12 protein-coding genes are annotated in these 12,851 nt (G+C 70.6%); 10 read left to right on the forward strand and 2 right to left on the reverse strand.

Annotation, left to right across the window (positions count from 1 at the left end; genetic code table 11):
• The first annotated feature begins 11 nt into the window (after positions 1–11).
• The 4 genes from AC067Z_RS21945 to ilvD all read left to right on the forward strand — a co-directional run bounded on the left by AC067Z_RS21945 (position 12) and on the right by ilvD (position 4,551).
• Positions 12–944: a Ppx/GppA family phosphatase gene (locus tag AC067Z_RS21945; RefSeq protein ID WP_478791246.1), complete on the forward strand. Its 933-nt coding sequence runs from the start codon at positions 12–14 to the stop codon at positions 942–944.
• A 22-nt stretch (positions 945–966) separates the two neighbouring features.
• On the forward strand, positions 967–1,797 hold the full coding sequence (locus tag AC067Z_RS21950; protein ID WP_478791247.1) for a sugar phosphate isomerase/epimerase family protein: 831 nt from the start codon (positions 967–969) through the stop codon (positions 1,795–1,797).
• Between the two features lie 97 nt (positions 1,798–1,894).
• Positions 1,895–2,587 (forward strand): TetR/AcrR family transcriptional regulator, encoded by a 693-nt coding sequence (locus tag AC067Z_RS21955; protein ID WP_478791248.1) that lies wholly within the window; start codon positions 1,895–1,897, stop codon positions 2,585–2,587.
• 113 nt (positions 2,588–2,700) lie between these two features.
• Positions 2,701–4,551 carry a dihydroxy-acid dehydratase gene (gene ilvD, locus AC067Z_RS21960; protein WP_478791249.1) on the forward strand — a complete coding sequence of 617 codons (1,851 nt, stop codon included), beginning with the start codon at positions 2,701–2,703 and terminating at the stop codon, positions 4,549–4,551.
• 34 nt (positions 4,552–4,585) lie between these two features.
• Here ilvD and AC067Z_RS21965 read toward each other — a convergent pair whose 3' ends face one another.
• Positions 4,586–6,736, reverse strand: coding sequence for a serine/threonine-protein kinase (locus AC067Z_RS21965; RefSeq protein WP_478791250.1), 2,151 nt, complete (start codon positions 6,734–6,736; stop codon positions 4,586–4,588).
• A gap of 142 nt (positions 6,737–6,878) precedes the next feature.
• On the opposite strand from AC067Z_RS21965, the gene AC067Z_RS21970 reads away from it, so the two are divergent.
• The 6 genes from AC067Z_RS21970 to proC all read left to right on the forward strand — a co-directional run bounded on the left by AC067Z_RS21970 (position 6,879) and on the right by proC (position 11,102).
• The gene (locus tag AC067Z_RS21970; RefSeq protein ID WP_478791251.1) at positions 6,879–7,187 is read left to right on the forward strand and encodes a peptidase; all 309 of its coding nucleotides are present in this window, start codon (positions 6,879–6,881) and stop codon (positions 7,185–7,187) included.
• 32 nt (positions 7,188–7,219) lie between these two features.
• Positions 7,220–7,741 (forward strand): hypothetical protein, encoded by a 522-nt coding sequence (locus AC067Z_RS21975; RefSeq protein ID WP_478791252.1) that lies wholly within the window; start codon positions 7,220–7,222, stop codon positions 7,739–7,741.
• Between the two features lie 25 nt (positions 7,742–7,766).
• Positions 7,767–8,525: a class I SAM-dependent methyltransferase gene (locus AC067Z_RS21980; protein WP_478791253.1), complete on the forward strand. Its 759-nt coding sequence runs from the start codon at positions 7,767–7,769 to the stop codon at positions 8,523–8,525.
• A gap of 100 nt (positions 8,526–8,625) precedes the next feature.
• Complete coding sequence (locus AC067Z_RS21985; RefSeq protein WP_478791254.1) at positions 8,626–9,393, forward strand: ABC transporter ATP-binding protein; 768 nt, start codon at positions 8,626–8,628, stop codon at positions 9,391–9,393.
• Positions 9,390–10,178 (forward strand): ABC transporter permease, encoded by a 789-nt coding sequence (locus tag AC067Z_RS21990; protein ID WP_478791255.1) that lies wholly within the window; start codon positions 9,390–9,392, stop codon positions 10,176–10,178. Before AC067Z_RS21985 ends, AC067Z_RS21990 begins: the two co-directional genes overlap by 4 nt.
• 114 nt (positions 10,179–10,292) lie before the next feature.
• A complete protein-coding gene (proC, locus tag AC067Z_RS21995) occupies positions 10,293–11,102 on the forward strand; it encodes a pyrroline-5-carboxylate reductase (RefSeq protein WP_478791256.1) in 810 nt (269 codons plus the stop codon).
• Between the two features lie 126 nt (positions 11,103–11,228).
• Here proC and trpS read toward each other — a convergent pair whose 3' ends face one another.
• Complete coding sequence (gene trpS / locus AC067Z_RS22000) at positions 11,229–12,227, reverse strand: tryptophan--tRNA ligase (RefSeq protein ID WP_478791257.1); 999 nt, start codon at positions 12,225–12,227, stop codon at positions 11,229–11,231.
• Between the last annotated feature and the right edge of the window lie 624 nt (positions 12,228–12,851).

A 12,851-nucleotide genomic window follows, 5' to 3' on the forward strand; every position in this document is an offset into this window, starting at 1 on the left:
GCGTTCCGTCCATGAGACTCGGAGTCCTCGACGTCGGTTCGAACACGGTTCACCTGCTGGCTGTGGATGCCCACCCCGGCGCCCGCCCGCTGCCCGCCCATTCCCACAAGGCGGAGCTGCGCCTCGCGGAGCTGCTCGACGAGGGCGGTGCCATCGGTGCCGAAGGCGTCGAGCGGCTGATCCACACCATCACCGACGCGCTCCAGGCCGCCGAGGACAAGGGCTGCGAGGAGGTGCTGTCCTTCGCCACATCCGCCGTGCGCGAGGCGACCAACGCCGATGTGGTGCTGGCCCGGGTCAAGGCCGAGACCGGGGTCGACCTCACGGTGCTCAGCGGCGAGGAGGAGGCCCGGCTGACGTTCCTGGCCGCCCGACGCTGGTTCGGCTGGTCCGCCGGGAAGCTGCTCGTCCTCGACATCGGCGGCGGGTCGCTCGAGATCGCGTACGGCATCGACGAGGAGCCGGACAAGGCGGTGTCCCTGCCGCTCGGTGCGGGCCGGCTGACGGCGGGGCTGCTGCCCGGCGATCCGCCGGAGCCGCAGGACGTCAAGGCGCTGCGCCGCCATGTGCGTGCCGAAATCGGACGCAAGGTCGGAGAGTTCAGCCGCTTCGGCCCACCCGACCACATCGTCGCCACGTCCAAGACCTTCAAGCAGCTGGCCCGGATCGCGGGCGCGGCACGCTCCGGCGAGGGCCTCTATGTCCAGCGGGTGCTGAGTCGTTCGTCACTTGTCGGCTGGGTGCCGAAGCTTGCCGCGATGACCGTCGAACAGCGTGCGGAGCTGCCCGGGGTGTCCCCGGGCCGGGCCCGGCAACTGCTGGCAGGAGCCCTGGTGGCCGAGGGGGCGATGGACCTCTTCGGCGCCGAGGAGCTGGAGATCTGCCCCTGGGCGCTGCGCGAGGGCGTCATCCTGCGCCGCCTCGATCACCTCCCTACCGCCTAGTCGCGGCCCTTAGGCTGTCTCCGTGGCAGAACCAGTGGTGAGCATCCCGGATGCGAAGGTTGTCCTGTCGACCGCTTCCGTCTATCCGGAGTCGACGGCGACAGCCTTCGAGATCGCCGCACGCCTCGGCTACGACGGTGTCGAGGTCATGGTGTGGACGGACCCCGTCAGCCAGGACATCGAGGCGCTGCGCCGGCTCTCCGACTACCACCAGGTGCCGATCCACGCCGTTCACGCGCCGTGTCTGCTGATCACCCAGCGCGTCTGGTCCACCGATCCCTGGGTCAAGCTCCAACGGGCCCAGGCCGCCGCGGAGAAGCTGGGGGCGTCGACGGTCGTCGTGCATCCGCCGTTCCGCTGGCAGCGGCAGTACGCCCGCGACTTCGTCAGCGGAATCTGGCGCATGGCGAACGAGACGGACGTCCGGTTCGCCGTGGAGAACATGTACCCGTGGCGCTACCGGGACCGCGAGATGCTGGCGTACGCCCCCGACTGGGACGTCACCAAAGAGGACTACCGGCACTTCACGATCGACCTCTCCCACACGGCCACCTCGCGCACCGACACCATGGCGATGGTGGACCGTATGGGCGACCGGCTCGGCCACGTCCATCTCGCCGACGGCAAGGGGTCCGCTAAGGACGAGCACCTGGTGCCCGGCCGCGGCGATCAGCCGTGCGCGGAACTGCTGGAGCGACTGGCCCGCACCGGGTTCGACGGGCATGTCGTCATCGAGGTCAACACCCGGCGCGCCATGTCCGCAGCCGAACGCGAGGCCGACCTGGCGGAGGCGCTGGCGTTCACACGGCTGCATCTGGCATCGGCGGCCTCGTCCCGCGTGCACGGGTCATGACGGGACGTGTCCCGTCCGTTGCCGGGCGGAGGGTCCCCGTTGCCCGGCCGGCGGCGCGCAGCTCCCGGCCGACGGAGCTCCCGGCAGGAGCGGCGCGATGAACGGCACGGCACCGCGGCGGCGCGGCCGACCCGCGCGCAAGGCGGCCGACGAGGGGCCCGGCGCGCGGGAGCGGATCCTGCAGGCGGCGCGCACCGAGTTCGCCGAGCGCGGCTACGACAAGACGACCATGCGCGGCATCGCGAAGGCGGCCGGCGTCGATGCCGCCCTCGTCCACCACTACTTCGGCACGAAGGACGACGTCTTCGCCGCTGCCATCGAGGTGTCCCTCGAACCGGCGCTCGTCGTCCCGCAGATCCTCGGCCAGGGCACGGCCGGCATCGGCGAGCGGCTGGCGCGCTACTTCATCGGCATCTGGGAGAACCCGGTCACCCGCGCCCCGCTGCTGGCCGTCATCCGCTCCGCGCTCACCCACGAGGCGGCGGCGAAGGTGCTGCGTGGCTTCGTGCTGCGGCACCTGCTGGAGCGGGTGGCCGCCGAGCTGGACGTCCCGGACCCCCGTTTCCGGGCGGAGCTCGCGGCCTCGCACATGGTGGGCATCGCGGTCATGCGGTACGTGGTCCAGGTGGAGCCGCTGGCGTCGGCGGACCCGGAGGAGATCGTGCGGATGGTCGCGCCCACGCTGCAGCGGTACCTCACGGAGACGGACCCGACAGATCCGGGCGCGACAGATCGGGAGCAGGGTCCGACCCGTCCCGGCAGACACGATGAGGACGCGACCGAGGACTGAACCGCGCGTCCCGCATTCCGGACACGGTGTCCAGATCTTGGAGCCGCGGCGTACGCTCGACACAGACCCATCCGTCCGAAGGACGCCGCAAGGACGCAAAGGAGCGAGCGACGATGCCCGAGCTGAGGTCCCGCACTGTCACCCACGGCCGCAACATGGCGGGCGCCCGCGCCCTTATGCGGGCGTCGGGCGTAGCGAGCGAGGACATCGGCAAGCCGATCATCGCTGTCGCCAACTCCTTCACCGAGTTCGTTCCCGGCCACACCCACCTCGCACCGGTCGGCCGGATCGTCTCCGAGGCGATCCAGGCGGCGGGCGCAGTGCCGCGCGAGTTCAACACGATCGCCGTCGACGACGGGATCGCCATGGGCCACGCCGGCATGCTCTACTCGCTGCCCTCCCGCGAGCTCATCGCCGACTCGGTCGAGTACATGGTCGAGGCGCACTGCGCCGACGCGCTGATCTGCATCTCCAACTGCGACAAGATCACCCCTGGCATGCTGATGGCCGCGATGCGGCTCAACATCCCGGTCGTCTTCGTCTCCGGCGGCCCGATGGAGGCCGGCCAGGCCACGCTGGTCGACGGCACGGTCCGCAAGCTCGACCTGATCAACGCGATCGTGGACGCGGTCAACGAGAACGTCTCGGACGAGGACGTCCTGCGGATCGAGGAGAACGCCTGCCCGACCTGCGGCTCCTGTTCCGGCATGTTCACCGCCAACTCGATGAACTGCCTGACCGAGGCGATGGGCCTCTCCCTGCCGGGCAACGGCTCCGTCCTCGCCACGCACACCGCCCGCAAGGCGCTGTACGAGGCGGCCGGCCGGACGGTCGTCGAGATCACCAAGCGCTACTACGAGCAGGACGACGAGACCGTCCTGCCGCGCAACATCGCGACCCGCGCCGCCTTCGACAACGCCATGGCCCTGGACATCGCCATGGGCGGCTCGACCAACACGATCCTGCACCTGCTCGCCGCCGCCCAGGAGGCCGGCCTCGACTACGACCTCACGGACATCGACGCGGTCTCGCGGCGCGTGCCGTGCCTGGCCAAGGTCGCGCCGAACGTCGCCCCCGGCGGCACGTACTACATGGAGGACGTGCACCGTGCGGGCGGCATCCCCGCCATCCTCGGCGAGCTCTACCGCGCGGGCATGCTGAACGAGGACGTTCACTCGGTCCACTCGCCCACGCTGGCCGACTGGCTCAAGACCTGGGACGTGCGCGGCGGTTCACCGTCCCTGGAAGCCGTCGAGCTGTGGCACGCGGCGCCCGGGTGCGTGCGCTCCGCGACCGCCTTCTCGCAGTCCGAGCGCTGGGAGTCCCTCGACGTGGACGCGGCCGGCGGCTGCATCCGCGACGCGGCGCACGCGTACTCGAAGGACGGCGGACTGGCCGTCCTCAAGGGCAACCTGGCCGTCGACGGCTGTGTCGTGAAGACTGCCGGAGTCGACGAGTCGATCTGGACCTTCGAGGGACCGGCCGTGGTCTGCGAGTCCCAGGAGGACGCCGTGGACAAGATCCTCCGCAAGGAGATCAAGGAGGGCGACGTCGTCGTCATCCGCTACGAGGGCCCGCGCGGCGGCCCCGGCATGCAGGAGATGCTCTACCCGACGTCGTTCCTCAAGGGCCGGGGTCTCGGCAAGGCGTGCGCCCTGGTGACCGACGGCCGCTTCTCCGGCGGCACGTCGGGCCTGTCGATCGGCCACGCCTCACCGGAGGCGGCGTCCGGCGGCACGATCGCCCTGGTCGAGGACGGCGACCGCATCCGCATCGACATCCCCGGCCGTTCCATCGAACTCCTCGTCGACGACGCCACACTCGCGGCTCGCCGCGAGGCACTGAACGGCGTGTACGCCCCGAAGTCCCGTGAGCGCCAGGTCTCGGCGGCGCTGCGCGCCTACGCGGCCATGGCGACCAGCGCGGACAAGGGCGCGGTCAGGGACGTCTCCCAGCTCGGGTAACCCGCGACGCCTCATCGAGGACCCGGCGTGCTGATCACCAGCGCGCCGGGTTCTTCGCGTCGACGGCGAAGACGGAACCGTCCGGGGCGGTGGCGAAGACCTTCCCGCGCGCGGTGACGGGTGCGGGAAGCGTGGACGCGTAGGTGTAGCGCCCGTCGTCCATCCGGGGCCGGGTCTGCCCGGTGAGCGTGCCGCGTGCGGCGTCCACGGCGAGCAGCCGGCCGTCGCCGGCCGACACGTACACCGACCGGGCGTCGGTCGCCGGGCGGGAGAGATGGGTGACCGCGGTCTCCAGCCGCCACAGCTGGGCGTCGCCCGGTTCCCTGGCGGTGTCGAGAGCGAGGAGCGAGCCGCCCGCGCCCGACAGGTACACGACAGTTCCGGAGACCGTCGCCTGCGCCTGGTCGACCGGCGCGGCGAGCGGAAGGCGGCGGACGGCATGCCGCGCATCCACCGTGTCGAGACGTACGACCGCGTTCGTGAAGCCGTCCTTGTCGGCGGCGAGCAGATACAGCGAGCCGTCCAGGAGCTGCACCGGGTGCAGCGATCCGGTCAGCCGCTTGTCCCACAGCACGTCGCCGCTGTGCGGATCGACGGCGGTGATCCGTGTGGACGTGCCGTCGGGGGAGGGGACGGCGGCAAGCGCGGGACCGGTGGCCCCCGGCGCCTGCACCCATTCCGCGCCCGGTACGCCGAGCTGCTCGTGCCACCGCTCGCGGCCGGTCGCGGCGTCCACGGCACGCACCCTGCCGTTGTCGGCGATGAGCAGCACGGTGTCACCGGTGTGCCGGACAGTGGCGTACGCCGAGATGTCCTTCTCCCAGCGCACGTCGCCGCTGTCGGGATCGAGGGCTGCATAACTTTCGCCGCCCGGCGTCACGGTCTGCAGCAGACCACCGGCAAGCACCGGAGCGAGCCCCTCGTCGCTCTGGCCCCGCCCCGCGGCCTTGGCGGACCACAGCGTCGTGCCGTCGGCCGGGTCCAGCCGGGCGGAGCGAAGACCGGGGACGGTGCAGAACAGTCCCGGCCCGGCGGATGCGCAGACCGGCGTCCGGTTCTCGGCGTTGCTCCCCTGCAGGGGCACGGCCCACGACCGGAAGGGGCGTTCGGTGCGCGGCGTGCCCGGAGCGGGGTCCGGGTCGCCGCCCGTCGCGGCGAGGGCGACGGCTGTGCCCGCGCCCAGCACGGCGAAGACAGCGGCGGCGGCGACCCAGCGCGCCCGGCGGCGAGGGGGCGCAGCGGCCGGTGCCGGCTCCGGGCGCGCTTCGCGGTCGGGGCCCGTTGCAGGGGCCCGGCCCTGTGAGGCGTCCGGCTCGCGCTGCGCCGGTATGTAGGCCTGGGTGTCGTACGCCGACGAAGGCGACGACGCGCGCAGAGCCACCATCAGCTCGTAGGGCGTCGGCCGGTCCTGCGGTTCCTTCGCCAGACAGCTGCGCAGCAGCGGCACGAGGTCCGCGGGCACACCTGCGAGATCGGGCTCGTTGTGCACGACCTGGTACGCCACGATGTAAGGGCTGTCGGAGTCGAACGGGCCGCGGCCGGTCGCCGCGTGCACCAGCACTGCACCGAGCGCGAACACATCGGCCTCTGGGCCGACTTCACGCGGGCGCTGGAACTGCTCGGGGGCCATGAACGGCGGCGTGCCGATCAGTTTTCCCGTCTCCGTGCGCAGATCACTGTCCACAGGACGGGAGATGCCGAAGTCGATGACTTTCGGCCCGTCTGCAGCGAGAAGCACGTTGCTGGGTTTGAGATCGCGGTGCACCACTCCGGCGCGATGGATGTCGCGCAGCGCCTCCGCGAGCCCCGCGCCCGCTCTGCGCAGCTCCCCCGCGTCGAGCGGCCCGTTCCGCTTGACCCGGTCGGCCAGGGTCGGCCCGTCGATGAACAGCGTGGCCATCCAGGGCCGTTCGGCATCCGGGTCGGCGTCGACGACGGGCGCGGTGAACGCACCACTGACCCGCCGGGCGGCCGCCACCTCCTGCCGGAAACGCGCCCTGAACTCGGGGTCCGAAGCATGCTCGGCGTGGATGACCTTGACCGCGAGCCGCAGGCCCGAAGCGGAGGTGGCGAGATGGACGACGCCCATGCCGCCGGTGCCGAGGCATCCCTCGAGGCGGTACTGCCCGGCTTGTTCCGGATGCTCCGCTTCCGGGAACGGCCCGGTGCTTCGCAGCGGTGGCATCTCCCACCCCCGTTTGATGGTGCACACGCGCGACGCTCGGAGCCTAGTCGATGGTGCGTGCGATCCAGCCATGGCTTGCTAACCTGCGCGCGGCGAGCCACGCCATTCTTCGCATCGCGCACATCAACGGGGGAGAGTTCACATGGCTGTTGAAGAAGTACAGAACGCCCAGGCCGAGACGGAGGCCCTGGAGACACTCGCGGTCAAGCGCTACCCGGTGGCCCCGGGCGTCCGCCTCAACGTCCGCTCCGGTCCGGGCACCAACTACCGGCTCATCAAGGTGCTGCCGCTCGGTGCCAGCGTCCCGATCAACTGCCAGAAGCCGGGCGAGACCGTCTCCGGCCCCTACGGCACGAGCAACCTCTGGGACAACATCGCCAACGGCCAGTTCGTGGCGGACGCATTCGTCCGGACCGGGAGTGACGGCTACGTCACCATCCGCTGCTCCTGACCGGAAGGCGACATCACGGGGATAATCGACCCGTGAGTGAGCACACCGAGAACACCGGTACCGGCGGCCCCGGCGGCCCCGAGCCCGAGTCCATCCGCTACTTCGGCACGACGTGGGTCGACCACAGCGGGCACTACGGGCTGCGGCGCGCCGCCGTCGCCGCCGGGTCGCTGGTCACGGCCTTCTCCGCCGCCCTGATGCTCCGCATCGCCTACCAGGGCCTGGCCATCGCCGAGGTCGGCGGCTTCGTGAACGCCCTCGTCGTCGTCATGTTCGCGGTGTGCAGCGCCATCGCGTTCCGCAAGACGTGGGAGAGCTTCTCGCAGCGGCCCTCCGGATCCGCCACCGAGGACTCGCTGCGCAGCCTCAAGGCCATCGGCTTCATCGGGTCGCTCATCGCCTACGCCCTGCGCTGTCTCACCGAGGCCCCCGGCGAGAAGATGCGCCGCGCCGAGTACGAGACCGCTCTCAAGCAGTACGACAAGCGGCGCACCACCCGCTCCGGGAACCCTGCCGCCCGGGCGCCGAAGGGCGGCAAACCCAAGCGCAAGTAGCCGTCGCGCGGGGAAGGATGAGTGCATGACGGACACTGCTCACCGCAGGCGCGCGCTCTCCTTCGACACGGCGGCGGCCCAGTACGACGCCGCCCGCCCCGGCTATCCGCCCGCTCTCCTCGACGCCGTCGAGGAACTCGCCGGCCGTCCGATCAACGACGCCCGCGCGGTGGACGTCGGTGCGGGCACCGGAATCGCCACGCGGCTGCTGCGCGACCGCGGTGCGCAGGTCACCGCCGTGGAGCCGGGCGCCGGAATGGCCGCGCAGTTCCGTCGGTCACTTCCCGGTGTGCCGCTCGTACGCGGCAGCGGTGACGCCCTGCCCCTCGCCGACGGCAGCGCCGATCTGATCACCTACGCCCAGTCCTTCCACTGGACCGACCCGGCGCGGTCCGTCCCCGAGGCGCTGCGCGTGCTGCGCCCGGGCGGCGCTCTGGCGCTGTGGTGGAACGTCGCCTCCCCAGACGTCCCGTGGATCGCCGCCCAGGAGGAGCGGCTCCGGCGGGACCTCTACGGCGGGGCCCATGGCGCCCCCGGCCGCGCCCGGGAACTGCCGGACGGCCTTGTCTCCGCCGACCGCCGGGTGCGCTGGAGCCGGCGGGTGCCCCTCGACGCCCATCTCGCCAACCTCGGTACTCACTCGATGTTCCTCGTTCTGGATGAGGGGGAGGCCCGCGCCTTCCTCGACCGCGAGCGGTCCGAGCTGCTGAAGATCTTCCCCGACGGAACTGTCGAGGAGTCCTACGAGGTCGATCTCGCCGTCGCGCTCCGCCCCCGCGCGTAAGGGCGGCGTCCGGCGGATCCTGGCCGGGCCGCTCGGTAAAAGGCACGGCCACTGTTGCGCTTCTTGACGCCCTGGCACCCCCAGGCGCATTATTCATCGCATGATGAATTCCTCTGGGGTTGCCGTCCTGGCCCGCGGCCTCACCGTCGTCCGAGGAGACCGCACTGTCCTCCGTGGCCTCGACTTCACCGTCCAACCCGGTCGCATCACCGGGCTCCTCGGCCCCTCGGGCTGTGGCAAGTCCACGCTGATGCGTGCCGTCGTCGGCACCCAGGCCAGAGTCACCGGCACCCTGGAGGTCCTCGGCCGCCCCGCCGGGGACGCCGCACTCCGCTCCCGTATCGGCTACGTCACCCAGGCCCCCTCCGTCTACGACGACCTCACCGTCCGCCAGAACCTCGGCTACTTCGCCTCCGTCCTGCTCCCCGGCCGCCGCAACCGCGACGCACGCCAGGAGTGCGTCACCCGCGCCATCACCGACGTCGACCTCACCTCGCACGCCGACGCACTCGCCGGCCGGCTCTCCGGTGGCCAGCGCAGCCGCGTCTCCCTCGCCGTCGCCCTGCTCGGCACCCCCGAAGTGCTCGTCCTGGACGAACCCACCGTCGGCCTCGACCCCGTGCTGCGCCGCGATCTGTGGGCCCTCTTCCACCGCCTCGCCGACGAACGCGGAGCGACCATCCTCGTCTCCTCCCACGTCATGGACGAGGCCGAACGCTGCCACCGCCTCGTCCTCATGCGCGACGGCGAGATCCTCGCCGAGGACGCCCCGGACGACCTGCGCACCCGCACCCGCTCCGAGACCGTCGAGGACGCATTCCTCCACCTGGTCGACCAGGCCAACGCCATTCAGGAGAACGCCCGATGAGCGCCCGCCCGTCCCCCGCCCCCGCCCTCTCGCGGCCGAGCCCCGCGCCTACCCTTGCCCGCACCCTCGCCACCGCGGCCCGCGTCCTGCGGCAACTCCGCCACGACCCGCGGTCCATCGCACTGATGGTGCTCGTCCCGTGCGTGATGCTCTTCCTGCTCCGCTACGTCTTCGACGGCAAACCGGGGACCTTCGACTCCATCGGCGCCTCGCTGCTCGGCATCTTCCCGCTCATCACCATGTTCCTCGTGGCATCCATCGCCACCCTGCGCGAACGCACCTCGGGCACCCTCGAACGGCTCCTCGCCATGCCGCTCGGCAAGGGCGACCTGATCGGCGGCTACGCCCTCGCCTTCGGACTCGTCGCCGTCGTCCAGTCCCTTATGGCCACCGGACTCGCCTTGTGGGCCCTCGGTCTCGACGTCGTCGGCTCGCCCTGGCTGCTGCTCCTCGTGGCACTCCTCGACGCCCTGCTCGGCACGGCCCTCGGACTCTTCGTCTCGGCCTTCGCCGCCTCCGAATTCCAGGCGGTGCAGTTCATGCCGGCCGTGATCTTCCCTCAGCTGCTGCTCTGCGGCCTGTTCACCCCGAGGGACACCATGCACCCCGTCCTCGAAGCCATCTCCAACGTGCTGCCCATGTCCTATGCCGTCGACGCCATGAACGAGGTCCTGCACAACGCCGACGCCACCGCCGACTTCTTCCGGGACGTCCTGATCGTCGCCGCCTGTGCCGTTCTCGTCCTCTCCCTCGGTGCGGCAACCCTGCGCCGCCGCACCACCTGAACCCGCCGCACCGCCGGGGCCGTCCGTACCGCCCCTCGGACTGTCGCGGCGGGGCACGGACCCCGGTGCAAGGATGTGAGCGCACGCATCCCCACCGGCGAGGTGAACAGAGCCATGACCCAGACAGTCGCAGTCCTCGGTACGGGCAAGATCGGCGAAGCCCTGCTCAGCGGCATGATTCGCGCAGGCTGGCGCCCCGCCGACCTGCTGGTCACCACCCGCCGCACCGACCGCGCCGAGGAACTGCGCACCCGCTACGGCGTGGAGCCCGTCACCAACGCCGAGGCCGCCAAGCGCGCCGACACCCTCATCCTGGCCGTCAAGCCCCAGGACATGGGCAAGCTCCTCGACGAACTCACCCCGCACATCACCGCCGACCGGCTGGTCATCAGCGCCGCGGCCGGTATCACCACCTCCTTCATCGAGGAGCGCCTGGCCGCAGGCACCCCTGTCGTCCGCGTCATGCCCAACACTCCCGTCCTCGTCGACGAAGGCATGTCCGTGATCTCCGCCGGCAGCCACGCCAGCAACGCCCATGTCCTCCACGCCGAGGAGATCTTCGGCGGCGTCGGCAAGACACTGCGCGTCCCCGAGTCCCAGCAGGACGCGGCCACCGCGCTCTCGGGCTCGGGCCCGGCCTACTTCTACTTCCTCGTCGAGGCGATGACCGACGCCGGCATCCTCCTCGGTCTCCCGCGCGCCCAGGCCCACGACCTGATCGTCCAGGCCGCCATCGGCGCCGCCGTCATGCTCCGCGACAGCGGCGAGCACCCCGTAAAGCTCCGGGAAGCGGTCACCTCCCCCGCAGGCACCACGATCAGCGCCATCCGCGAACTCGAGAACCACGGCGTACGCGCGGCCCTCATCGCGGCTCTCGAAGCCGCCCGCGACCGCAGCCGCGAACTCGCCTCCGGCAACGGCTGATCATCGAGCCACGGCCGGCGCCCTGCTCTCTCTGACCACCACGCTCGCGAAGCCACCGCCGTGCAGAGCCACGGCGGTGGCGCGGGCTGGCACCGCGGCACCGGCCCAGGCGCCACCCTGCCCCCCTCACCCGGCAGACATCAGCCCGATCGCCCGGTAGGCACTGTCCACCAACGGACGGGCCATCCCCCTGGCCTCCTCTGCCCCCTTCCGCAGTACCTCGTCGACATACCCCTGGTCCGCCGCCACCTCGGCGTGCCGCTTCCGGATCGGCTTCAACAGCTCCACCACCGCCTCGGCCGTGTCCCTCTTCAACGCTCCGTACGACTCATATACACCGGCCAGCTCGTTCGGGTTCCCTCCCGAACACGCAGCGAGAATGTCGAGCAGATTCGCCACGCCCGGCTGGGCCTCCCGGTCGTACTCCACCTCGCACCCGCTGTCGGTGACCGCGCGCATCACCTTCTTGCGCACCAGGTCCGCTTCGTCGAGGAGATAGATGATTCCGGCCCCGGACTCGTGGGACTTCCCCATCTTCGACGTGGGGTCCTGCAGATCCATGACCCGCGCCGCCACCGGCGGATGCGTCGCCTTCGGCACCGTGAAGGTGTGCCCGTAGCGCTGGTTGAACCGCACCGCCAGATCCCGGGTGAGTTCCACATGCTGCGTCTGGTCCTCACCGACCGGCACCTCGTCGGCCCCGTAGGCCAGGATGTCGGCCGCCATCAGCACGGGATACGTCAGCAGCGACAGCCGGACACTCTGCCCGCCGACCCGCGCCTGCACGCTCTTCTCCTTGTACTGGATCATGCGTCGCAGCTCGCCGTCCGTGGCGGTGCACTCCAGCAGATAGGACAGCCGGGCGTGCTCGTCCACGTGGCTCTGCACGAACAAGGTGCACAGCTCCGGTTCCAACCCCGTCGCAAGCATGAGGGTCGCGGCCTGTCGGCTCAGTCTGCGCACCCGGGCCGGGTCGTGCTCCACGGTGAGCGCATGCAGATCGACCACGCAGAACAGCGCGTCCGCCTCATGCTGGTCGATCTCGACCCACCGGCGCATGGCCCCGAGGTAGTTGCCCAGGGTCAGATGACCTGTCGGCTTGACCCCACTGAAGATCCGCGTCATTTCCGTACTCCGTCTCCTGGTCGGAGCCGCCGCTGCCAGCAGCCGGACTCCCGGAGGGAGATACGAGAACGGCCGCCGAAGCGACGGCCGTTGAGTGCATACGAAGGTGCCGGCCGCCGTCAGGCGGCCCACCAGAGGTTGAGGCACGTACGCACAGTCATGTGAGGCAGCGTACGCCTCAGAGGCCCAGGTTGACATCGGATTCCGCCATCCGTAGTGTTCTCCGAGTTGTCCGACGTGAGCACCGGCCCCGGCTGGTCCCCGGGCAGCCATTCCGCAAGACCCACTCAAGTGAGCGACAGTCTTTCTGTCCGCTTCATTCGTGTGCGTTTTCGCGAAATGAGGAATCCCGTTCGAGGTTCGAACGAGCGAGACCCCGATTAGCGTCGGGGGCGAGGATTCCGCTAAAGTCTCACTCGTCGGAACGGCCCAACGGCCGGGAGGACAACCCACTCTGACTGGGAATCAGGCCCGAAAGGATCTGATAGAGTCGGAAACGCCGGAAGGCCGAAAGGCCGGAAAGCACCGAGGGAATCGGACACGAAAGAGTCTGATAGAGTCGGAAACGCAAGACCGAAGGGAAGCGCCCGGAGGAAAGCCCGAGAGGGTGAGTACAAAGGAAGC

The sequence above is a fragment of the Streptomyces sp. NPDC043812 genome (assembly GCF_056436245.1).